The organism is Pseudomonas sp. RC10-4-2 (assembly GCF_050433085.1).
GTDB classification, from domain to species: Bacteria; Pseudomonadota; Gammaproteobacteria; order Pseudomonadales; family Pseudomonadaceae; genus Pseudomonas; species Pseudomonas aeruginosa.
Genome location: NZ_JBNPXX010000006.1, coordinates 297153 through 317920, shown reverse-complemented (window position 1 = coordinate 317920; position 20768 = coordinate 297153). Strand labels below are relative to the sequence as shown.

General features: G+C 64.8%; 23 protein-coding genes. 8 read left to right on the top strand and 15 right to left on the bottom strand.

The window, feature by feature from the left end; all coding sequences use genetic code 11:
- Positions 1-62: 62 nt before the first annotated feature.
- Positions 63-1409 carry a tryptophan--tRNA ligase gene (locus FHW81_RS25270; RefSeq protein WP_003094300.1) on the bottom strand — a complete coding sequence of 449 codons (1347 nt, stop codon included), beginning with the start codon at positions 1407-1409 and terminating at the stop codon, positions 63-65.
- A gap of 67 nt (positions 1410-1476) precedes the next feature.
- Positions 1477-2106, bottom strand: a complete 630-nt coding sequence (locus FHW81_RS25265; protein ID WP_003098823.1) for an alpha/beta hydrolase — start codon at positions 2104-2106, stop codon at positions 1477-1479.
- Between the two features lie 144 nt (positions 2107-2250).
- Here FHW81_RS25265 and FHW81_RS25260 point away from each other — a divergent pair, with 144 nt between their 5' ends.
- Entirely contained in the window at positions 2251-2697 is a 447-nt protein-coding gene (locus FHW81_RS25260) for a YhcB family protein (protein WP_003094304.1), read from the top strand.
- A 73-nt stretch (positions 2698-2770) separates the two neighbouring features.
- On the opposite strand, the gene cysN is transcribed toward FHW81_RS25260, so the two are convergent.
- Together cysN and cysD are read right to left on the bottom strand one after the other, a co-directional pair.
- Positions 2771-4672 carry a sulfate adenylyltransferase subunit CysN gene (gene cysN / locus FHW81_RS25255; RefSeq protein ID WP_003120909.1) on the bottom strand — a complete coding sequence of 634 codons (1902 nt, stop codon included), beginning with the start codon at positions 4670-4672 and terminating at the stop codon, positions 2771-2773.
- An 11-nt stretch (positions 4673-4683) separates the two neighbouring features.
- Entirely contained in the window at positions 4684-5601 is a 918-nt protein-coding gene (gene cysD / locus FHW81_RS25250) for a sulfate adenylyltransferase subunit CysD (RefSeq protein ID WP_003094311.1), read from the bottom strand.
- 342 nt (positions 5602-5943) lie between these two features.
- Here cysD and mltB point away from each other — a divergent pair, with 342 nt between their 5' ends.
- Positions 5944-7047, top strand: a complete 1104-nt coding sequence (gene mltB, locus FHW81_RS25245) for a lytic murein transglycosylase B (protein WP_106120557.1) — start codon at positions 5944-5946, stop codon at positions 7045-7047.
- Here mltB and FHW81_RS25240 read toward each other — a convergent pair.
- Positions 7034-7792: a Nif3-like dinuclear metal center hexameric protein gene (locus tag FHW81_RS25240; RefSeq protein ID WP_003094318.1), complete on the bottom strand. Its 759-nt coding sequence runs from the start codon at positions 7790-7792 to the stop codon at positions 7034-7036. The genes mltB and FHW81_RS25240 overlap by 14 nt on opposite strands.
- A gap of 116 nt (positions 7793-7908) precedes the next feature.
- On the opposite strand from FHW81_RS25240, the gene algW reads away from it, so the two are divergent.
- Positions 7909-9078, top strand: coding sequence for a Do family serine endopeptidase AlgW (algW, locus tag FHW81_RS25235; RefSeq protein WP_003098831.1), 1170 nt, complete (start codon positions 7909-7911; stop codon positions 9076-9078).
- Positions 9079-9120: 42 nt separating this feature from the next.
- Here algW and hisC read toward each other — a convergent pair whose 3' ends face one another.
- The 10 genes from hisC to FHW81_RS25185 form a co-directional block, all read right to left on the bottom strand.
- Positions 9121-10176: a histidinol-phosphate transaminase gene (gene hisC / locus FHW81_RS25230; protein WP_003098833.1), complete on the bottom strand. Its 1056-nt coding sequence runs from the start codon at positions 10174-10176 to the stop codon at positions 9121-9123.
- 2 nt (positions 10177-10178) lie between these two features.
- Positions 10179-11501, bottom strand: coding sequence for a histidinol dehydrogenase (hisD, locus tag FHW81_RS25225; protein WP_003094326.1), 1323 nt, complete (start codon positions 11499-11501; stop codon positions 10179-10181).
- Between the two features lie 125 nt (positions 11502-11626).
- Positions 11627-12262 (bottom strand): ATP phosphoribosyltransferase, encoded by a 636-nt coding sequence (hisG, locus tag FHW81_RS25220; RefSeq protein WP_003098837.1) that lies wholly within the window; start codon positions 12260-12262, stop codon positions 11627-11629.
- A gap of 17 nt (positions 12263-12279) precedes the next feature.
- Positions 12280-13545, bottom strand: coding sequence for a UDP-N-acetylglucosamine 1-carboxyvinyltransferase (gene murA / locus FHW81_RS25215; protein ID WP_003094332.1), 1266 nt, complete (start codon positions 13543-13545; stop codon positions 12280-12282).
- Positions 13546-13565: 20 nt separating this feature from the next.
- The gene (locus FHW81_RS25210; RefSeq protein WP_003094334.1) at positions 13566-13805 is read right to left on the bottom strand and encodes a BolA family protein; all 240 of its coding nucleotides are present in this window, start codon (positions 13803-13805) and stop codon (positions 13566-13568) included.
- 116 nt (positions 13806-13921) lie between these two features.
- Complete coding sequence (locus tag FHW81_RS25205) at positions 13922-14230, bottom strand: STAS domain-containing protein (protein WP_003094335.1); 309 nt, start codon at positions 14228-14230, stop codon at positions 13922-13924.
- The gene (locus tag FHW81_RS25200; RefSeq protein ID WP_003094337.1) at positions 14227-14874 is read right to left on the bottom strand and encodes an MlaC/ttg2D family ABC transporter substrate-binding protein; all 648 of its coding nucleotides are present in this window, start codon (positions 14872-14874) and stop codon (positions 14227-14229) included. The genes FHW81_RS25205 and FHW81_RS25200 overlap by 4 nt, the downstream gene beginning before the upstream one ends.
- Before the next feature lie 11 nt (positions 14875-14885).
- Positions 14886-15359 (bottom strand): outer membrane lipid asymmetry maintenance protein MlaD, encoded by a 474-nt coding sequence (mlaD, locus tag FHW81_RS25195; RefSeq protein ID WP_003094339.1) that lies wholly within the window; start codon positions 15357-15359, stop codon positions 14886-14888.
- The gene (gene mlaE, locus FHW81_RS25190) at positions 15360-16157 is read right to left on the bottom strand and encodes a lipid asymmetry maintenance ABC transporter permease subunit MlaE (RefSeq protein WP_003094341.1); all 798 of its coding nucleotides are present in this window, start codon (positions 16155-16157) and stop codon (positions 15360-15362) included.
- Positions 16157-16966 (bottom strand): ABC transporter ATP-binding protein, encoded by an 810-nt coding sequence (locus tag FHW81_RS25185; RefSeq protein WP_003094343.1) that lies wholly within the window; start codon positions 16964-16966, stop codon positions 16157-16159. The genes mlaE and FHW81_RS25185 overlap by 1 nt, the downstream gene beginning before the upstream one ends.
- 413 nt (positions 16967-17379) lie before the next feature.
- Here FHW81_RS25185 and kdsD point away from each other — a divergent pair, with 413 nt between their 5' ends.
- Genes kdsD through lptB form a run of 5 tightly spaced genes read left to right on the top strand, consistent with a single transcriptional unit; the run spans position 17380 to position 20719 of the window.
- The gene (kdsD, locus tag FHW81_RS25180) at positions 17380-18360 is read left to right on the top strand and encodes an arabinose-5-phosphate isomerase KdsD (protein WP_003134758.1); all 981 of its coding nucleotides are present in this window, start codon (positions 17380-17382) and stop codon (positions 18358-18360) included.
- The gene (locus tag FHW81_RS25175; protein ID WP_003098849.1) at positions 18360-18899 is read left to right on the top strand and encodes a KdsC family phosphatase; all 540 of its coding nucleotides are present in this window, start codon (positions 18360-18362) and stop codon (positions 18897-18899) included. Before kdsD ends, FHW81_RS25175 begins: the two co-directional genes overlap by 1 nt.
- An 8-nt stretch (positions 18900-18907) precedes the next feature.
- Positions 18908-19480 (top strand): LPS export ABC transporter periplasmic protein LptC, encoded by a 573-nt coding sequence (gene lptC / locus FHW81_RS25170; protein WP_003094353.1) that lies wholly within the window; start codon positions 18908-18910, stop codon positions 19478-19480.
- Positions 19467-19994 carry a lipopolysaccharide transport periplasmic protein LptA gene (gene lptA, locus FHW81_RS25165; RefSeq protein WP_003120916.1) on the top strand — a complete coding sequence of 176 codons (528 nt, stop codon included), beginning with the start codon at positions 19467-19469 and terminating at the stop codon, positions 19992-19994. The genes lptC and lptA overlap by 14 nt, the downstream gene beginning before the upstream one ends.
- On the top strand, positions 19994-20719 hold the full coding sequence (gene lptB, locus FHW81_RS25160) for an LPS export ABC transporter ATP-binding protein (RefSeq protein WP_003094355.1): 726 nt from the start codon (positions 19994-19996) through the stop codon (positions 20717-20719). Before lptA ends, lptB begins: the two co-directional genes overlap by 1 nt.
- Positions 20720-20768: the final 49 nt, after the last annotated feature.

Below are 20768 nucleotides of genomic sequence, written 5' to 3'. Positions count from 1 at the left end.
CACTTTAGCGACGACCCCGTCTCTTGGCAATCGGCCATCCGTCGAGGATGCACCGGGGAGGCCTACTCCTGCGGCGCCAGCGCTTCGCGGGTGCGCTCGATGGCGGCGTCACGGGCGGCGGCGTCGGCGAAGGCCGGGCTCTGCGCCACCGCCTCGCCATCCAGCCACAGGCCAAAGGCATTGCCCTCGGCCCGCAGGTCAGCAGTCTCGCCAGCCAGCAGGCGCTTGCTCACCGCACCGGCGGCCTTGCCGTCGGCGAAGGCGCGGGACAGCAGCAGCTGTTCGCCGGCGGCGTCCAGCAGGCGGAAGCGGAAGCTGCCGTCGTCGTCGCGGAAGCTGACCAGGCGCGCAGCCTTGGCGGCCTTCTTCTTGCCGCTCTCGGTACTTTTCAGCGGCTCGCGCAGGGAGCGCAGGCCGACTGCCTCGCGCAACTCGGCGATGAATGGGGTGGCGATGCGGCGCGCCTTGGCGGCGCCGGCGAGGAGAATGTCCTCGATATCGTCGGGCTTGGCGATCAGCGCCTGGTAACGCTCGCGAGCCTCGCCCAGTTCGTTGTCGAGCAACTGGAACAGGCGCTGCTTGGCTTCGCCCCAGGCCAGGCCGTCGAGCAGTTCCTGGCGGAACGCGGCGACCTGTTCGGCGCTGGCGAAGGCCGAGTAAAGAAGGAACAGGTGCGAACTGTCCGGGTCCTTCGGCTCGCCCGGCGCGCGCGAGTCGGTGACGATGCGTGCGATGGCGTCCTTGAGCTGCCTGGACGGGCTGAACAGCGGGATGGTGTTGTCGTAGCTCTTGGACATCTTGCGCCCGTCCAGGCCCGGCAGGGTGGCGACGTTTTCCTCGATCACCGCTTCGGGCAGGACGAAGAACTCGCGGCCGTTGCCGAACAGGTGGTTGAAACGCTGGCCGATGTCGCGGGCCATCTCCACGTGCTGCACCTGGTCGCGGCCGACCGGGATCTTGTGCGCGTTGAACATCAGGATGTCCGCGGCCATCAGCACCGGATAGCTGTAGAGGCCCATGGTCACGCCGGCGTCCGGGTCTTCGCCAGCCTCGACATTGCGGTCCACCGCGGCCTTGTAGGCATGCGCGCGGTTGAGCAGGCCCTTGGCACTGACGCAGGTGAGCAACCAGGTCAGCTCGGGAATCTCGGGGATGTCCGACTGCCGGTAGAAGGTCGCACGCTCGACGTCCAGGCCGCCGGCCAGCCAGGTCGCGGCGATTTCCAGGCGCGAGCGCTGGATACGAGCGGGATCGTCGCACTTGATCAAGGCGTGGTAGTCCGCCAGGAAGTAGAACGAATCCACGTCGCTCCGACGGCTGGCGAGGATCGCCGGGCGGATGGCGCCGGCGTAGTTGCCCAGGTGCGGAGTGCCGGTAGGAGTGATGCCGGTCAGGATACGAGTAGTCATGCGATACCAGATGTCAGGCAAAGAAAAGAATGGCGCGCCGGATGGTAGCAGGGCCGGCGCGACGACGTCAGTCCTGCAGGCGTGGCAGCAACAGGTCCTTCAGATCGATCAGCTTGCCATGGAAGAAATGTCCGCTTTCTGCCACCCGCAACAGCTCGTGCGGTCGTGCCAGGGACTCGCTCCAGGCATATACCGCGGCCGGCGTGACCACGTCGTCGTCCTCCGGCTGCACCACGGTCAGCGGGCAACGCGCAGGCAGGCTGACCGCGAAGCGTTCCACCGGCGGCGCGATCATGAACAGCCGCGCCAGCCCGACGCCCTGCGCTTCCAGGCGCCCCGCCAGATTGCCGGCGACGCAGGAGCCGAAGGAAAAGCCCATCAGTGTCAGCGGCAACCCCGGATGGCGTGCCAGCAACCAGCGCGCGGCGGCCTCGGCGTCGTCGATCTCGCCGATCCCCTCGCCATAGCTGCCAGCGCTCTGGCCAACGCCACGGAAGTTGAAACGCAGGGTCGCCAGGCCGGCATCGCGGGCGCTGCGTTGCAGAGTGGCGACCACCTTGTTCTGCATGGTGCCGGCGAACAGCGGGTGCGGATGGCAGACCAGGGCGATGCCGCGGGCATCGGGCAGATCGAGGTGCAGGGCTTCCAGCGGCCCGCAGGGGCCATCGATGGATACAGGGATTTCGCGGGTAGACAAACAGGAACTCCGTGACCCCGGCTCGGGTCGACTCGTCTAGCAGATTACTCCAAGCGACACAGGCACTTACTCGCGTGCCGTGGTATACAGCTCGGACTCAAGCCGTTAACGTAAAGCAAAGCCGTCTATAGAGGAAGGATTCGCGTGGAACAGTCGCTCACCGCCTGGCTGCTGCCGGCCCTCGCCCTGGTCGCCGGGGTCGCCATCGGTTTTCTGATCGCCCGCCTGCTGCCCAACGCCGCGCCGAACAAGGTGCAACGCCAGATGGACGACCTGCAGGACCGCTTCGACAGCTATCAGCGCGAAGTCGTGACCCATTTCAACACCACCGCCAGCCTCGTGAAGAAGCTGACCCAGAGCTACCAGGACGTGCAGGAGCACCTCTCCGACGGCGCCCAGCGCCTGGCCCTGGACGAACAGACCCGCCAGCGCCTGCTGGCTGCGCTGCATGCCGACGAGGCCTATCCGGCCGAGCGCCGCGAGCGCCTGACTCCGCCGGCCTCCGGCGAAGTGCCGAAGGACTATGCGCCGAAAAGCCCGGACAGCCCCGGCACCCTCGACGCCACCTACGGCCTGAAAGGCAAGTACTGACGCGCTGCGCGAACCTGCCGACGCCCATGAAAAAGCCCCGCATCCGCGGGGCTTTTTCATGGCTGCGAGACGATCAGATCGCCTGGCGCTCGCGCAACAGGTCGAGCACCTGCTTCACACCGTCCTCGACGCTCAGCGCCTGGGTATCGATCACCAGGTCGGCATCCAGCGGCACGTCGTAGGGGAAGGACTCGCCGGGGATATTGTCCTCGCCCGCCGCATACAGCCCCTGTGGATCGCGTTCGCGGCAAACCTGCGGCGACGCCTGCACATAGACGGTGATCAGGCGCTCGGCGCCGATCAGCGCCCTGGCCTGCTCGCGCCCTTCCGCGCTCGGCGCGACGAAGGCGCAGAGGCTGATCAACCCGGCCTCGTTGAACTGCTTGGCGACATGGGCGGTGCGCAGCCAGTTCTCGGTGCGTCCGGCGCGGTCCTGCGGCAACCCCTTGTTCAGGTCGTGGCGCAGGTTCTGCCCGTCCAGCACGTAGACCGCGCGGCCCATATCGAACAGCTTGCGCTCCACGGCGTAGGCCAGGGTGCTCTTGCCGGCGCCGGAGAGGCCGCTGAACAGTACGGTCGCCGGCTGCTGGCCGAAGCGGCCGGCACGCTCCTCGCGCGTCACATGGGCATTCGAACCGTGATGAGCGCTGCTGCCATGGGCCGCCGACGGAGCGGAGATGATCATGCCGGCGCCAACGGTGCCGTTGGTCAGGCGATCGATGACGATGAAGGCGCCGGTGGTGCGGTTCTGCTCATAGCCATCGAGCGCGATGGGCGCATCCAGGCTGACCTTGACCCTGGCGATCTCGTTCAGCTTCAACTCGCTGCCCGGGGTCCGCTCCAGGGTATTCACGTCCACCTTGTGGACGATGCTCGGAATCGAACCCGGCACATAGCTGGTAGCGCGCTTGATATCGTACTTCTTGCCCGGAAGCATCGGCTCCTCGGCCATCCACACCAGCATGGCATCGAAGCCGTCGGTGACCAGCGGGCGATTGTCGGCATGCACCAGCATGTCGCCGCGGGAAACGTCGATCTCGTCTTCCAGGGTCAGGGTGACGGCCTGGCCGGGACCGGCCTGCTCCAGTTCGCCCTCGAAGGTGACGATGGATTTCACCTTGCTGCCCTTGCCCGACGGCAATGCCACCACTTCGTCGCCCTTGCGCACCACGCCGCTGGCCAGGGTGCCGGCGAAACCGCGGAAGTTCAGGTTCGGCCGGTTCACGTACTGCACCGGGAAGCGCATGTCATCGAGGTTGCGGTCGGCGGCGATCTCGACGGTTTCGAGGATTTCCATCAGCGACTGGCCGGCGTACCAGGGCGAACGCTCGGACTTGTTGACCACGTTGTCGCCCTTGAGCGCCGACATCGGCACGAAGTGCAGCGAACTGGTCTTCAGACCGATCTTCTCGGCAAAGGCCAGGTAGTCGGCCTTGATCTGTTCGAAGACACCCTGGTCGAAGCCCTTCAGGTCCATCTTGTTGATGGCGACCACGATATGCCGGATACCCAGCAGGGACGCGATGAAACTGTGCCGGCGGGTCTGGGTCTGCACACCGTAGCGGGCATCGATCAGGATGATCGCCAGGTCGCAGGTCGAGGCACCGGTAGCCATGTTGCGGGTGTACTGCTCATGGCCGGGCGTGTCGGCGATGATGAACTTGCGCTTGGCGGTGCTGAAGTAGCGGTACGCCACGTCGATGGTGATGCCCTGCTCGCGCTCGGCCTGCAGGCCATCGACCAGCAGCGCCAGGTCGACGTCGTCGCCCGTGGTGCCGACTTTCTTCGAGTCGCGGGTGATGGCCTCCAGGTGATCCTCGTAGATCATCTTGGAGTCGTGCAGCAGGCGCCCGATCAGGGTGCTCTTGCCGTCATCGACGTTGCCGCAGGTAAGGAAGCGCAGCAGTTCCTTGCGTTCGTGCTGCCCCAGGTAGGCGAGGATGTCCTCGCTGATCAGATCGGATTGATGAGACATGCTGCGTATCCTCAGAAATAGCCCTGACGTTTCTTTTCTTCCATCGAACCGGCCTGGTCATGGTCGATGACCCGACCCTGGCGTTCGGAAGTACGCGTCAGGAGCATTTCCTGGATGATTTCCGGCAGCGTGGTGGCGCTGGACTCGACCGCGCCGGTGAGCGGGTAGCAGCCGAGGGTACGGAAGCGCACCATGCGCTTCTCGATGCGGGCTTTCTCTTCGTCAGAGAGATGCTCGAGGATGCGCTCGTCGTCGATCATGATCAATGTGCCGTTCTTCTCGATGACCTCGCGCTCGGCAGCGAAGTACAGCGGGACGATCGGGATGCCTTCCAGGTAGATGTATTGCCAGATGTCCAGCTCGGTCCAGTTGGACAGCGGGAAGACGCGGATCGACTCGCCCTTCTTCACCTTGCCGTTGTAGATGTTCCACAACTCGGGACGCTGGTTCTTCGGGTCCCAGCGGTGCTTGCTGTCGCGGAACGAATAGACCCGTTCCTTGGCCCGCGACTTCTCCTCGTCGCGGCGCGCGCCGCCGAAGGCAGCGTCGAAACCGTACTTGTCCAGGGCCTGCTTGAGTCCCTCGGTCTTCATCACGTCGGTGTGCTTGGCGCTGCCGTGGGTGAACGGGTTGATGCCCTGGGCGACGCCGTCCGGGTTGACGTGGGTGATCAGGTCCAGGCCCATTTCCTCGACCATCCGATCGCGGAACCTGTACATCTCCTGGAATTTCCAGCGGGTGTCCACGTGCATCACCGGGAAGGGCAGCTTGCCGGGGAAGAAGGCCTTGCGGGCCAGGTGCAGCATGACCGCGGAATCCTTGCCGATCGAGTACAGCATCACCGGGTTATCGAACTCGGCGGCCACCTCGCGGATGATGTGGATGCTTTCCGCCTCCAGCTGTTTCAGGTGCGTCAGTTTGTCGACCATGGCTACTCACGGAATTGCTTATGGACGGCCGTCGGGCCGTAGACGAAGCGCACTCTATCACAGCGCAAGGCTCTAAAAGATTCGCCATTTATACCGAAAAAATATACCCATATAGCCATCAGCGCTCAGCCTCGCAGCCGGCGAAAACACTGGCGTCGAGAGGTTTTCCAGGGGCGTTTCGCAGACCGGGCGGACAAAGCTGAGACGGCATCGTCCCGGACCGGACAAAGCCGTCGCCGCGACAGCGAGCAGACGGTCCGCCCCCTTTCGGCGGCTCGACTTGTACGCCGGCGGCACTGCGCTAGCATAGCGGGCATCGTCATTCCGCCAAGAAGACCCCAGATGCGCCGTACCGCCCTCACCCTGCCCCTGTTCCTTCTGGTTTCAGCATGCAGCAGCGAACCGACGCCACCACCGAAACCCGCCGCCAAACCCCAGGCCCGCACCGTCATTTCCCCCCGCCCCGTACGCCAGTCGGTGCAACCGATACTGCCGCTGCGCGGCGATTACGCGAACAATCCGGCGGCACAGCGCTTCATCGACAGGATGGTCAGCCAGCACGGCTTCAACCGCCAGCAACTGCACGACCTGTTCGCCCAGACCCAGCGCCTGGACTGGGTGATCCGCCTGATGGACCGGCAAGCTCCGACCTATACCCCACCCAGCGGACCGAACGGCGCCTGGCTGCGCTACCGGAAGAAGTTCGTCACGCCAGGCAACGTACAGAACGGCGTGCTGTTCTGGGACCAATACGAAACCGACCTGCAACGGGCATCGCGCGTCTACGGCGTGCCGCCGGAGATCATCGTCGGCATCATCGGCGTGGAAACCCGCTGGGGGCGTGTGATGGGCAAGACGCGGATCATCGATGCGCTGTCCACCCTGTCCTTCTCCTACCCTCGCCGCGCGGAATTCTTCAGCGGCGAACTGGAGCAATTCCTCCTCCAGGCGCGCAAGGAAGGCACCGACCCGCTGGCCCTGCGCGGTTCCTATGCCGGCGCCATGGGCTACGGCCAGTTCATGCCGTCTTCATTCACCAAGTACGCGGTGGACTTCGATGGCGATGGGCATATCGACCTGTGGAATCCGCGTGACGCCATCGGCAGCGTCGCCAACTATTTCAAGCAGCACGGCTGGGTCAGCGGCGATCGCGTGGCGGTTCCCGCCAGTGGCCGGGCTCCCTCGCTGGAAGATGGCTTCAAGACGCTGTACCCGCTGGACGTGCTCGCTTCCGCCGGATTACGCCCGCGGGGTCCGCTCGGCGGCCACCGGCAAGCCAGCCTGCTGCGCCTGGACATGGGCAGGAACCACCAGTACTGGTACGGCCTGCCGAACTTCTACGTGATCACCCGCTATAACCACAGCACCCACTACGCGATGGCCGTCTGGGAACTGGGCAAGGAAGTCGACCGGGTGCGTCACCGCTCCGTCGTCAGGCAGGATTAGGACAGTCGATGAACAAGTGCTCGATGGCGAAGCGCTTGCCCAGGTAGTCGCCCAGCGCCTGTACCCCGTAGCGCTCGGTGGCATGGTGTCCGGCGGCGATGAAGCTGATGCCGTTCTCCCGCGCGCTGTGCACGGTCTGCTCGGAAACCTCGCCGGTCAGGTAGGCATCGACGCCAGCGGCGATCGCCTGGTCGATATAGCCCTGGGCGCCGCCGGTGCACCAGGCGATGCGCCGGATCGGCTGACCGGCATCGACCAGCAGCGGCTCACGCCCCAGCGCATCGCGCACATGCCGAGCGAAATCGGCAGGCTGCATCGGCTCGGCAAGCGAACCGAGGAGGACGATGGAACGCGGGTTGCCCGGCTCCAACGGCCCTTCCACTTCGAAGCCGAGCTGCCGGGCGAGCTGCACGTTGTTGCCCACCTCCGGATGCAGATCCAGCGGCAGGTGGTAAGCGAGCAGACTGATATCGTTGTTCAGCAGGGTCTTCAGGCGCCGTTGCTTCATGCCGACCACGCAGGGGTTCTCACCCTTCCAGAAGTAACCGTGATGCACCAGCACCACGTCGGCGTCGGCCTCCACGGCGGCATCCAGCAGCGCCTGGCTGGCAGTGACCCCGCTGACGATCCGCCGCACCTGCGGCCGGCCTTCGACCTGCAGGCCGTTCGGGCAGTAGTCCTGGATGCGCGCGGCATCCAGATAACGGTCGGCCTCTTCGACCAGGGTGCTCAGGGCGATAGCCATGCAAATTCCTCTTCATTCAGGCAGGGCGCGCCGCTCCTCTAATGGACGGCTTCCCCCTATAATGGGCGCCACCTTATCGGCCGCTTTTCGGCCTCGCAACCCCAAGGATTTTCCCGATGCCCAAGGCCCTGCGTTTCCTCGGCTGGCCCGTGCTGGTCGGCGTGCTGCTGGCCCTGCTGATCATCCAGCACAACCCCGAGCTGGTCGGCCTGCCACGCCAGGAGGTGCACGTCGAGCAGGCGCCTCTGCTCAGCCGCCTGCAGGAAGGCCCGGTGTCCTATGCCAACGCGGTGAGTCGAGCGGCTCCGGCAGTGGCCAACCTGTACACCACCAAGATGGTCAGCAAGCCCTCCCACCCCCTGTTCGACGACCCGATGTTCCGCCGCTTCTTCGGCGACAACCTGCCGCAACAGAAGCGCATGGAGTCGAGCCTCGGCTCGGCGGTGATCATGAGCGCGGAAGGCTACCTGCTGACCAACAACCACGTGACCGCTGGCGCCGACCAGATCATCGTGGCCTTGCGCGACGGCCGCGAAACCATCGCCCAGTTGGTCGGCAGCGACCCGGAAACCGACCTGGCCGTGCTGAAGATCGACCTTAAGAACCTGCCGGCGATGACCCTCGGCCGCTCCGACGGCATTCGCACCGGCGACGTCTGCCTCGCCATCGGCAACCCGTTCGGCGTCGGCCAGACCGTGACCATGGGCATCATCAGCGCCACCGGACGCAACCAGCTCGGCCTGAACACCTACGAAGACTTCATCCAGACCGACGCGGCGATCAACCCCGGCAACTCCGGCGGCGCGCTGGTGGACGCTGCCGGCAACCTGATCGGCATCAACACGGCGATCTTCTCCAAGTCCGGCGGCTCCCAGGGTATCGGCTTCGCCATCCCGACCAAGCTGGCCCTGGAGGTCATGCAGTCGATCATCGAGCACGGCCAGGTGATCCGCGGCTGGCTCGGCGTCGAGGTCAAGGCGCTGACCCCGGAACTGGCGGAGTCGCTGGGCCTCGGCGAAACCGCCGGGATCGTCGTCGCCGGCGTCTATCGCGACGGTCCGGCGGCACGCGGCGGCCTGCTGCCGGGCGATGTGATCCTGACCATCGACAAGCAGGAAGCCAGCGACGGCCGCCGCTCGATGAACCAGGTGGCGCGCACCCGTCCGGGACAGAAGATCAGCATCGTGGTGCTGCGCAACGGACAGAAGGTCAACCTGACCGCCGAGGTCGGCCTGCGTCCGCCGCCGGCACCGGCTCCACAGCAGAAACAGGACGGCGGCGAGTAATCCCCGCCATTGAAAACGGCGCCCTCGGGCGCCGTTTTCGTATCACTTGAGGAAGTGCAGGGCGTCCAGTAGCGCCTGGTTCTGCTCCGGACTGCCGATGGTGATACGCAGGAACTGGTCGATCCGCGCCTGCTTGAAATGGCGGACGATCACTCCCTGCTCGCGCAGGGTCGAGGCAATCTGCCCGGCATCGTGCCGCGGATGACGGGCGAAGACGAAGTTGGCGGCCGACGGTAGTACCTCGAAGCCCAGCGCCTGCAAAGAGGCGCTCAACGCCTCGCGGCTATCGATCACTGCCTGGCAGGTCCGACGGAAATAGGCGTCGTCCTCGAAAGCCGCCGCCGCGCCGGCGATCGCCAGGCGATCCAGCGGGTAGGAATTGAAGCTGTTCTTGATCCGCTCCAGCGCCTCGACCAGATCGGCATGGCCGACCGCCAGGCCGACCCGCAGGCCGGCCAGGGAGCGCGACTTGGACAGCGTCTGGGTGACCAGCAGGTTCGGGTAGCGATCGACCAGGGCGATGGCGCTCTCGCCGCCGAAGTCGACATAGGCCTCGTCGACTACCACCACCGAATCCGGCGACGCCTTCAGCATCGCTTCGATGGCGTCCAGCGGCAGCAGGCAGCCGGTCGGCGCGTTCGGATTGGGGAAGATGATTCCGCCGTTGGGCCGCGCGTAGTCTTCGACGCGGATGCGGAACCTTTCATCCAGCGCGATCTTCTCGTGCGCGATCCCGTACAGGCCGCAATAGACCGGATAGAAGCTGTAGGTCACGTCCGGAAACAGCAGCGGCAGGTCGTGTTGGAAGAGGCCATGGAAAATGTGCGCGAGCACCTCGTCGGAGCCGTTGCCGACGAACACCTGGTTGGCCTGTACGCCGTAGTGCGCGGCGACCGCCTGCTTCAACCGCTCGCCGTTGGGATCGGGATACAGGCGCAGGTCGTCGTTGAGTTCCGCCTGCATCGCGGCGAGCGCCTGTGGCGACGGACCGTAGGGATTCTCGTTGGTGTTCAGCTTGACCAGCCGCGACAGCTTCGGCTGCTCGCCCGGCACATAAGGCACCAGGTCCTTGACGAAGGGACTCCAGAATTTGCTCATGCTCAGGCCTCCTTCTCGTCGAGGATGCGGTATTCGGCACTACGCGCGTGGGCGGTCAACGACTCGCCGCGAGCCAGCACCGAGGCGGTACGACCGAGGACCGAAGCGCCCTCGGCCGAGCAGTTGATGATCGACGAACGCTTCTGGAAGTCATATACCCCCAGCGGCGAAGAGAAACGCGCGGTACCGGAGGTCGGCAGCACGTGGTTCGGGCCGGCGCAATAGTCGCCCAGGGCCTCGGCAGTGTAGCGGCCCATGAAGATCGCGCCGGCATGGCGGATCTCCGGCAGCCAGCTTTCCGGATCGGCCACCGACAGCTCCAGGTGTTCCGGGGCGATGCGGTTGGCGACCGCACAGGCCTGGGCCTGGTCGGCGACCTGGATCAGCGCGCCGCGCCCCTCCAGGGAGGTGCGGATGATCTCGGCGCGCTCCATGGTCGGCAGCAGGCGAGCGATGCTGTCCGCGACGCGGTCCAGGAACGCCGCGTCCGGACTGACCAGGATCGACTGGGCGTCTTCGTCGTGTTCGGCCTGGGAGAACAGGTCCATGGCGATCCAGTCGGGATCGGTCTGGCCGTCGCAGACCACGAGGATTTCCGAGGGACCGGCGATCATGTCGATGCCGACCTGGCCGAACACGTGACGCTTGGCGGTGGCCACGTAGATGTTGCCGGGGCCGACGATCTTGTCCACCCGCGGCACGCTTTCGGTGCCGTAGGCCAACGCGGCCACGGCCTGTGCCCCGCCGATGGTGAAGACACGGTCGACGCCGGCGATGCAGGCGGCGGCGAGGACGATCTCGTTGATCTCGCCGCGCGGGGTCGGTACGACCATGACCACTTCGGACACCCCGGCGACCTTGGCCGGGATCGCATTCATCAGCACCGAGGACGGGTAGGACGCCTTGCCGCCCGGCACATAGAGCCCGGCGCGGTCCAGCGGGGTGACCTGCTGGCCGAGCACCGTGCCGTCGGCCTCGGTGTAGCGCCAGGAACCCTGCTTCTGCTTCTCGTGGTAGCTGCGCACGCGCTCGGCGGCGACTTCCAGGGCTTCGCGCTGGGCTACGGTGATACGGGTGAGAGCCAGCTCCAGGCGCTCGCGCGGCAGGATCAGGTCGGCCATCGAGGCGGCCTGGAGACCGTCGAAGCGCTGGGTGAACTCGACCACGGCGGCGTCGCCACGGCTGCGTACGGCGGCGATGATGTCGAGGACGCGCTGGTTGACCGAATCGTCGGAGACACTTTCCCAGCTCAGCAGATGATCCAGATGACGCCCGAAGTCCGGATCAGCGGCATTGAGTCGACGGATAGCGAAGGGAGCGGTCATAGCGAGCCTCTTTTATGGATGGCGTTGTCTCGGGCGCCGCTAGACTACCAAGCCCACCGTGCGGGCACCCGAGAAAATTTGGCTATGACACGGATAGGCAGGTGCGGCGCGGAGCCGCACGGGTATCAGTGACGGTGTCGCGCCTCGACGGCGTCGCGCAGGGTATCGATCAGCGACTGGATGCGACCGTGCTGCATCTTCATCGAGGCCTTGTTCACCACCAGGCGCGAGCTGATCGTGGCGATCAGTTCCTGGGGCTCCAGGCCGTTGGCGCGCAGGGTATTGCCGGTATCCACGACGTCGATGATCTTGTCGGCGAGACCGACCAGCGGCGCCAGCTCCATCGAGCCGTACAGCTTGATCACGTCGACCTGGCGGCCCTGCTCGGCGTAGTAGCGCTTGGCGACATTGACGAACTTGGTGGCCACCCGCAGGCGTCCCTTGGGTTCAGGCGCGCCAATGGCGCCGGCGGTCATCAGCTTGCAGTTGGCGATACGCAGGTCCAGCGGTTCGTAGAGTCCCTGGCCGCCGTACTCCATCAGCACGTCCTTGCCGGCCACGCCGAGATCGGCGGCGCCATGCTCGACATAGGTTGGCACGTCGGTGGCGCGCACGATGAGCAGGCGCACATCGGACAGGGACGTCGGGATGATCAGCTTGCGGCTCTTGTCCGGGTTCTCCGACGGTACGATGCCCGCCGCTGCGAGCAGCGGCAGGGTATCGTCGAGAATCCGGCCCTTGGACAAGGCGATGGTCAGCATTTGCGCGACAGCCTCCGCTAGCCCGGTACGCGGCGGATCTTGGCGCCGAGCAGCTGGAGTTTCTCTTCGATGCACTCGTAGCCACGGTCGATGTGGTAGATGCGATCGATCAGGGTGTCGCCTTCGGCCACCAGGCCGGCGATCACCAGGCTCGCGGATGCGCGCAGGTCGGTCGCCATGACCGGAGCGCCCTTGAGCTTGGGTACGCCGGTGACGATGGCGGTGTTGCCTTCGACGAGGATTTGCGCGCCCATGCGGTTCATTTCGTAAACATGCATGAAGCGGTTCTCGAAGACCGTCTCGATGACCGCGCCGGTGCCTTCGGCTACCGCGTTCATGGAGATGAACTGGGCCTGCATGTCGGTGGGGAACGCCGGGTACGGCGCGGTACGCACGTTGACCGCCTTCGGCCGGTTGCCCTTCATGTCCAGCTCGATCCAGTTGCTGCCGGTGCTGATGTGGGCACCGGCCTCTTCCAGCTTCTGCAGGACCGCCTCGAGGATGGTCGGGTCGGTATCCTTCAGCTTCACCCGGCCACCGGTCGCGGCCGCGGCCACCAGGTAGGTGCCGGTCTCGATACGGTCGGGCAGTACGTCGTAGCGAGCACCGCCGAGGCGCTTCACGCCTTCGATGACGATGGTATCGGAGCCAGCGCCCTGGACGTTGGCGCCCATGGCGTTCAGGCAGTTGGCCAGGTCGACCACCTCCGGCTCACGAGCGGCGTTCTGCAGCACGGTACGGCCGTTGGCCAGCGCGGCGGCCATCATCAGGTTCTCGGTGCCGGTCACGCTGACGGTATCGAAGAAGAAGTGACCGCCACGCAGGCCGCCGGCCGGCGCCTTGGCCTTGATGTAGCCGCCTTCGACCTCGATCTGCGCGCCCATGGCCTCGAGACCGCGGATATGCAGGTCGACCGGACGCGAACCGATCGCGCAACCGCCCGGCAGGGCCACTTCGGCCTCGCCGAAGCGCGCCAGCATCGGGCCCAGCACCAGGATCGAGGCACGCATGGTCTTCACCAGTTCGTACGGCGCGACCAGGGTTTTGATGCTGCTGGCATCGACTTCGACGTTGAGCTTCTCGTCGATGATCGGCTGCACGCCCATGCGGCCGAACAGTTCGATCATGGTGGTAATGTCGTGCAGGTGCGGCAGGTTGCAGACGGTGACCGGAGTATCGGCCAGCAGGGTCGCGGCCAGGATCGGCAGCGCCGAGTTCTTCGCGCCGGAAATGCGGATTTCGCCATCGAGGCGGTTACCGCCGGTAATAATCAGTTTATCCATTGCAATGATCCCCCGTGGGCTCAGGAACGCTCGGCCCAGGCGGCGCGGCTGAAGAATTTCATGGTGACGGCATGGATGCTGCCATCGGCGATCCAGGCGTTCAAATGGGCGTAGACCTGCTGCTGACGCTTGACCGGGCTCTGGCCGGCCAGTTCGTCGCTGATCAGATTCAGTTGGAAATTGCACCCTTCGCCCTCGACTTCCACCTGGGTGCCGGGGAGTTTTTCCTGGAGAAGGCTCTTAACGTCTTCGGCCTGCATGCTCAACCTCAATCGGGCGCCCTACGCGCACGGTCGGCCATCATACAAAAAAGCCCTCCGCCTGCGAACCCCAGGAAGGGACGCGCAGACGGAGGGCCGCTCGTTCCGCCGGCCGGTCATTCCTGCAAAGGCAGGATCTCCAGAAGGCTGCTGACCTTGGCAATCTCCCGCATGTCGTCCGGCAACGCCCTGACGCTCAGGACCTTGCCGGCCTTGCGTGCGTCGCGCATGAAGGCCAGCAACAGGGAAATGCCCACGCTGCTGGAGCGCTCCACCGCCGAGCAGTCGACGACCAGTTCCGCCGCCTGGCTGGCGCGGATCAGCCGACCGCCCTGCTCGCGCAACGCCGGCCCGCTGCTGTAGTCGAGCACGCCGGCGAGCTGCAGTTCGCCGGCCGCGCCTTCGCGCAGGCTGGCCTGGCTCATTTCGCCCCGGCCTCTTCCGCTTTCGCGGTTTCCTTGGCCTTGGCGACCACCTCGCCCCAGCCGGCGATGGTCTTCTCGAGGTCGTTGCGGTTCTTCTGCATGGTGTCGGCGAACTGGTCGCGGAACAGCTTGCCGATGTTGATGCCGTTGATGATCACGTTGCGGACCTTCCAGCCACCGGCCAGGTTGGTCATGGTGTAGGAGACCGGATAGACCGTGCCCTTGCTGTCACGGATCTCCATGTTGACGCTGGCGCGATCGTCGCTCGGCTTGGCCGAACTAGGCAGCACGCGGATGTCCTGGTTGTCGTATTCGAGCAGCGCGTTGCCGTAGAACTGCATCAGGCTGTTCTTGAACACTTCCTCGAAGCGCTTGATTTGCTCGGGTGAGGCCTGGCGCGAGTACTTGACGGTCATCACGCTCTTGGCGATGCCTTCGGCATCGACCACCGGCCCAAGGATACGGTCGAGAGTGGCGTAGAGCTTTTGCGGATCGGCCTTGTAGGCGGCCTTGTTGGCCTTGATGTCGGAAAGCAGTTCGTCGACCGTGCCCTGCACCACCTGTTGCGGGGTCGGCGCCGCCATGGAAAGCAGCGGGAAAGCCGCCAGGAACACCAGCAGGCCGCGACGCAGAAGAGTCAGCATGGAAGAAAACCTCACTTTTTGGCTTCGTCTTTGTTAACCGAGTTCAGCAGGAACTTGCCGATCAGGTCTTCCAGCACCAGCGCCGACTGGGTGTCGTGGATGGTGCTGCCGTCCTTCAGAACGTCCTCGTCGCCGCCGACGCTGATGCCGATGTATTTCTCGCCCAGCAGGCCGGCGGTCAGGATCGACGCCGTGGAATCGACCGGCAGGTTGTTCACGTTCTGGTTGATCTCCATGGTCACGCGACCAGTGTAGCTGTCGCGATCCAGGTCGACCGCCGTCACCTTGCCGATCGTCACGCCGGCCAGGGTGACCTTGCCGCGCACGGTAACACCGGCGATGTTGTCGAAGTAGGCGTAGACCTTGTAGGTATCGCCGGCGTTGCCCACGCTCAGGCCGCTGACCCGCAGGGCCAGCAGCAACAGGGCCAGCAGGCCGGCCAGGAGGAACAGGCCGACACCGATTTCCAGGGTGCGGGTTTGCATTCAGAAATCTCCAAACATCAAAGCAGTCAGAATGAAGTCGAGCCCCAGCACCGCCAGGGAGGCATAGACCACGGTCCGGGTCGTCGCCCGGCTGATTCCTTCCGAGGTCGGCTCGCAGTCGTAGCCTTGGTAGACCGCGATCCAGGTCACCACGAAGGCGAATACGATACTTTTGATCACGCCGTTGAGCACATCCTCGGTGAACTGCACGCTGTTCTGCATGTTCGCCCAGAACGACCCCTCGTATACGCCCAGCCAGTCGACCGCGACCATCGCCCCGCCCCAGATGCCGACCACGCTGAAGATCGCGGCGAGCAGCGGCATGGAGATGAAACCGGCCCACAGGCGCGGCGCGACGATGTACTTGAGCGGGTCGACACCGATCATTTCCAGGCTGGAAAGCTGTTCGGTGGCCTTCATGTTGCCGATTTCCGCGGTAAGCGCAGAGCCGGCACGGCCGGCGAACAGCAGGCCGGTCACCACCGGCCCCAGTTCGCGCAGCAGGGTCAGGGCCACCATCTGCCCGACCGCCTGCTCGGAACCATAGGAAATCAGGATGTTGTAGCCCTGCAGGGCCAGCACCATGCCAATGAACAGGCCCGAGACGACGATGATCGCCAGCGACAGCACGCCTACCGAGTAGAGTTGCTTCACCAGCAGGTGCAAACCGGTGCCTGGCGTGCGCCGGCCGAGCAGGGCGTGGCCGAGGAACAGGGTCGAGCGGCCGAGCGCGGCGACCACGTCCAGGCCGGCGCGGCCGAACAGGCGGATACGTTCGAGGGGAGAGACTCTACGCATCAGCGCTCTCCCAGCAGGTCGGCCCGGTAGTCGCGGGCCGGATAATGGAACGGAACGGGACCATCCGGGATTCCCTTGACGAACTGGCGGATACGAGGATCGTCGGTTTCCTTGAGGACGTCCGGCGTCCCGTGGCCAAGTACCCGGCCGTCGCCGACGATATAGATGTAGTCGGCGATGCTGGCGGTCTCGGCCAGGTCATGGGAAACCACGATGCTGGTGATGCCGAGGGCATCGTTGAGCAGGCGGATCAGGCGCACCAGGACGCCCATGGCGATCGGATCCTGCCCCACGAACGGCTCGTCGTAGAGCAGGATCTGCGGGTCCAGGGCGATCGCCCGGGCCAGGGCGACGCGGCGCTTCATGCCGCCGGAAAGCTCGTCCGGCATCAGTTCCACGGCGCCGCGCAGGCCGACGGCCTGAAGCTTCATCAGGACGATGTCGCGGATCATCTCTTCCGGCAGCTGGGTATGCACGCGCAGCGGAAATGCGACGTTCTCGAAGACGTCGAGATCGGTGAACAGCGCCCCGCTCTGGAACAGCACGCCGAACTGCTTGCGCATGTCGAACAGGTCGCCGCGCGAAAGCTGCGGCAGGTTCTGCCCGTTGACCCAGACCTCCCCCTTCGAAGGACGCAACTGGGAGGCGATCAGCCGCAGCAACGTGGTCTTGCCGCAACCGGACGGGCCCATGATGCCGGTCACCTTTCCGCGCGGGATACGCACATCGATGTTGTCGAAAATCGCCCGCGATCCGCGCTTGAAGGTCAGGCCCTTCAACTCGACCGCGTAGGCACTATCGGTGCTCATCAGGACTCCTTGCGATGCGACCCGTCCATGCTGGACGCCTTGCCCCGTTGCAAAGGCACGCATCCCGGAGGGGTCGAATGGGCGCGGACTATAGCACTGCGGCGGGTTCTGGCCCAAGGCCTGGCACCGTGCCGTTCAGCTTGGATTCAGCTTGTTCGGAGCGTTCTCTCAGCCCTTTAGGACATATCGCACACTTCAGGTTCACTACGGACAGAAAAAAATCGCGTCGACGTCGAATATATCGACATTTATGCAGTCATAGCGCGGAGTGCAGATAACGGCGGCGTAACAGAGCATTGCAGTCCATACAACATTGCGCCGCGGGGGATGCGGACCGACTTCACAGCATGGCTGGTGTAAGCGGGGCACGCTTTCCCGTTATAATCCCGCCTTTAATCCAGGCGCCACATTCGTTGAACATGAGCCAGAACCTCGATTTCATCCATTCCGCCCAGCGCACCATCGGCCTCGAGCGCGACGCGGTAGACAGCCTGCTGGCGCGGATTGGCGACGATTTCGTCAAGGCCTGCGAACTGCTGCTGGCCGGCAAGGGCCGGGTCGTCGTCGTCGGCATGGGCAAATCCGGCCACGTCGGCAAAAAGATCGCCGCTACCCTGGCCAGCACCGGCACCCCCTCCTTCTTCGTGCATCCGGCCGAGGCCAGCCATGGCGACATGGGCATGATCACCAAGGACGACGTGGTCCTCGCCCTGTCCAACTCCGGCTCGACTGCCGAAATCGTCACCCTGTTGCCTCTGATCAAGCGCCTGGGCATCACCCTGATCAGCATGACCGGTAACCCCGAGTCGCCCCTGGCCAAGGCTGCGGAAGTGAACCTGGACGCCAGTGTCGGCCAGGAAGCCTGCCCACTGAACCTGGCCCCGACCTCCTCCACCACCGTAACCCTGGTCCTCGGCGACGCCCTGGCGATCGCCCTGCTCGAAGCCCGCGGCTTTACCGCGGAAGACTTCGCCTTCTCGCACCCGGGCGGTGCGCTGGGCCGCCGACTGCTGCTGAAGGTGGAAGACGTCATGCACGTCGGCGAAGGGCTGCCGCAGGTGCTGCTCGGCACCTCGCTGACCGGCGCGCTGATGGAAATGACCCGCAAGGGCCTGGGCATGACCGTAGTGCTCGACGAACATGGCAAGCTTGCCGGCATTTTCACCGATGGCGACCTGCGTCGCGCCCTGGATCGGGGCATCGACGTCCGCCAGGTCACCATCGACCAGGTGATGACCGTCCACGGCAAGACCGTCCGCGCCGAGATCCTCGCCGCGGAAGCCCTGAAGATCATGGAAGACAACAAGATCGGCGCACTGGTGGTGGTCGACGCGGACGACCGTCCGGTCGGCGCCCTGAACATGCACGACCTGTTGCGCGCAGGAGTGATGTAATGAGCGATACCCATTCGGCCGCGGAACTCCCGGTCCGGGCCAGCCGGATACGCCTGGCGATCTTCGACGTCGACGGCGTGCTGACCGACGGCAAGCTGTATTTCCTCGTCGACGGCAGCGAGTTCAAGACCTTCAACACCCTGGACGGACATGGCATCAAGATGCTCATCGCCTCCGGCGTGCGCACCGCCATCATCACCGGCCGCGACACTCCGGTGGTCGAACGGCGCGCGCGCAACCTGGGCATCCAGCATCTCTATCAGGGCCGGGAAGACAAGCTCGCCGTCCTCGACGAACTTCTCGGCGAACTCGGACTAGGCTATGAGCAAGTCGCCTACCTTGGCGACGACCTGCCCGATCTGCCGGTGATCCGCCGCGTCGGCCTGGGCATGGCGGTAGCCAGTGCCGACCCGTTCGTGCGCCAGCATGCCCATGGCGTCACCGCGGCCCGCGGCGGCGAAGGCGCCGCCCGCGAGTTCTGCGAACTGATCATGCGCGCCCAGGGTACGCTCGAAGCCGCCCAGGGCGCCTATCTGTAGAGCCGACCATGCCGAAGACACTACGCCAGAAACTGCTGCTCGCCCTGATCGCCCTGTTGCTGATCGTCGCGGGCTACTACTGGAACGTCGGGCTCGAGCTGTTCAACGAACAGCCGACCCGTCCCGGCCAGGACAATACCATCGACTACTATGCCGAGAATGCCCATAGCCTCCAGTACCAGGAGGACGGCAGCCTCGACTACGAGATGACCGCGGTGAAGCTGGAGCACCAGAAAGCCACGGACATCACTTTCGTCACCACCCCCGACCTGCTGCTCTTCCGTGGCAACGTGCAACCCTGGCACATCCAGAGCGCCCGCGCCGAAGTCGGACCGAAAGGCAAGGAGGTCGAACTCATCGACGACGTGCGCGTCGCACGTACCGATGCCAAGGGCCAACCAAGCATCCTGACCACCACTCGGCTGACCGTATTCCCCGACAAGAATTATGCACAGACCGAGCAAGCCGTTAAAATCGACGCGGCCAATGGAGTGACGACGGCTGTTGGAATGAAAGCGTATCTGAAAGACAGCCGGATGCACCTGCTGTCCAACGTAAGAGGTCAGCATGAGGTTCGTTAATACCCTCCCCCTTATTTTCGGTCTGACTGCCGCCCTCGGCAGCTCCATGGCCTTGGCCCTGCCTTCGGACCGCGAACAACCGATCCGCGTCCAGGCCGACAGCGCCGAACTGGACGACAAGCAGGGCGTCGCGGTCTACCGCGGCGACGTCGTGGTGACCCAGGGCAGCACCAAGCTGACCGGCAACACCGTGACCCTGAAGCAGGACAAGAACGGCGACATCGAGGTCGTGACCTCGGTCGGCAAACCTGCCTACTACGAGCAGAAACCCGCTCCGGACAAGGACGTGACCAAGGCCTATGGCCTGACCATCCAGTACTTCGTCACGCAGAACCGGGTCGTGCTGATCGACCAGGCCAAGGTGATCCAGGAAGGCAACACCTTCGAAGGCGAGAAGATCGTCTACGACACCCAGCGCCAGATCGTCAACGCGGGTCGTGCCACCGGCTCCCAGGTGACCAGCCCGCGCCCGCGCATCGACATGGTCATCCAGCCGAAGAAAAAGGCCCAGTAATGGCAACGCTCAAAGCCCAGCACCTGGCCAAAAGCTATAAAGGCCGGCAAGTCGTCCGCGACGTCAGCATGTCCATCGATAGCGGGCAGATCGTCGGCCTGCTCGGTCCGAACGGTGCCGGCAAGACCACCTGCTTCTACATGATCGTCGGCCTGGTCCAGGCCGACCAGGGCGTGGTCCGCATCGACGAGCAGAACGTCACCCACCTGCCGATGCACGGGCGCGCCCGGGCCGGCATCGGCTACCTGCCGCAGGAAGCCTCGATCTTCCGCAAGCTGTCGGTATCCGACAACATCATGGCGATCCTCGAGACCCGCAGCGACCTCGATCGCAACGGTCGCAAGGAAGCCCTGGAAGGCCTGCTGCAGGAATTCCACATCCACCACATCCGCGACAACCTCGGCATGAGCCTGTCCGGCGGCGAACGACGCCGGGTGGAAATCGCCCGCGCCCTGGCCAGCGCGCCGAAATTCATCCTCCTCGACGAGCCCTTCGCCGGCGTGGACCCGATCTCGGTCGGCGACATCAAGCAGATCATCCATCACCTCAAGGCGAAGGGTATCGGCATCCTCATCACCGACCACAACGTCCGCGAGACCCTGGACATCTGTGAAACGGCGTATATCGTCAATGATGGGCAGTTGATCGCGGAAGGGGATGCCGAGAGCATCCTCGCCAACGACCTGGTCAAGGAAGTCTACCTGGGGCACGAGTTCCGCCTCTGAAGAAATCTCCTAGCGCGCCCTCCGGCCTCGCCGGAGCGGTTCCGCTCGC

What these genes read in the sequence shown, in the direction of transcription:
- FHW81_RS25270 (WP_003094300.1), bottom strand. Translation starts at nt 1,409, where the DNA reads ATGACTACTCGTATCCTGACCGGCATCACTCCTACCGGCACTCCGCAC.
- cysN (WP_003120909.1), bottom strand. Translation starts at nt 4,672, where the DNA reads ATGTCTCATCAATCCGATCTGATCAGCGAGGACATCCTCGCCTACCTG.
- cysD (WP_003094311.1), bottom strand. Translation starts at nt 5,601, where the DNA reads ATGGTCGACAAACTGACGCACCTGAAACAGCTGGAGGCGGAAAGCATC.
- mltB (WP_106120557.1), top strand. Translation starts at nt 5,944, where the DNA reads ATGCGCCGTACCGCCCTCACCCTGCCCCTGTTCCTTCTGGTTTCAGCA.
- FHW81_RS25240 (WP_003094318.1), bottom strand. Translation starts at nt 7,792, where the DNA reads ATGGCTATCGCCCTGAGCACCCTGGTCGAAGAGGCCGACCGTTATCTG.
- algW (WP_003098831.1), top strand. Translation starts at nt 7,909, where the DNA reads ATGCCCAAGGCCCTGCGTTTCCTCGGCTGGCCCGTGCTGGTCGGCGTG.
- hisC (WP_003098833.1), bottom strand. Translation starts at nt 10,176, where the DNA reads ATGAGCAAATTCTGGAGTCCCTTCGTCAAGGACCTGGTGCCTTATGTG.
- hisD (WP_003094326.1), bottom strand. Translation starts at nt 11,501, where the DNA reads ATGACCGCTCCCTTCGCTATCCGTCGACTCAATGCCGCTGATCCGGAC.
- hisG (WP_003098837.1), bottom strand. Translation starts at nt 12,262, where the DNA reads ATGCTGACCATCGCCTTGTCCAAGGGCCGGATTCTCGACGATACCCTG.
- murA (WP_003094332.1), bottom strand. Translation starts at nt 13,545, where the DNA reads ATGGATAAACTGATTATTACCGGCGGTAACCGCCTCGATGGCGAAATC.
- FHW81_RS25210 (WP_003094334.1), bottom strand. Translation starts at nt 13,805, where the DNA reads ATGCAGGCCGAAGACGTTAAGAGCCTTCTCCAGGAAAAACTCCCCGGC.
- FHW81_RS25205 (WP_003094335.1), bottom strand. Translation starts at nt 14,230, where the DNA reads ATGAGCCAGGCCAGCCTGCGCGAAGGCGCGGCCGGCGAACTGCAGCTC.
- FHW81_RS25200 (WP_003094337.1), bottom strand. Translation starts at nt 14,874, where the DNA reads ATGCTGACTCTTCTGCGTCGCGGCCTGCTGGTGTTCCTGGCGGCTTTC.
- mlaD (WP_003094339.1), bottom strand. Translation starts at nt 15,359, where the DNA reads ATGCAAACCCGCACCCTGGAAATCGGTGTCGGCCTGTTCCTCCTGGCC.
- mlaE (WP_003094341.1), bottom strand. Translation starts at nt 16,157, where the DNA reads ATGCGTAGAGTCTCTCCCCTCGAACGTATCCGCCTGTTCGGCCGCGCC.
- FHW81_RS25185 (WP_003094343.1), bottom strand. Translation starts at nt 16,966, where the DNA reads ATGAGCACCGATAGTGCCTACGCGGTCGAGTTGAAGGGCCTGACCTTC.
- FHW81_RS25175 (WP_003098849.1), top strand. Translation starts at nt 18,360, where the DNA reads ATGAGCGATACCCATTCGGCCGCGGAACTCCCGGTCCGGGCCAGCCGG.
- lptC (WP_003094353.1), top strand. Translation starts at nt 18,908, where the DNA reads ATGCCGAAGACACTACGCCAGAAACTGCTGCTCGCCCTGATCGCCCTG.
- lptA (WP_003120916.1), top strand. Translation starts at nt 19,467, where the DNA reads ATGAGGTTCGTTAATACCCTCCCCCTTATTTTCGGTCTGACTGCCGCC.
- lptB (WP_003094355.1), top strand. Translation starts at nt 19,994, where the DNA reads ATGGCAACGCTCAAAGCCCAGCACCTGGCCAAAAGCTATAAAGGCCGG.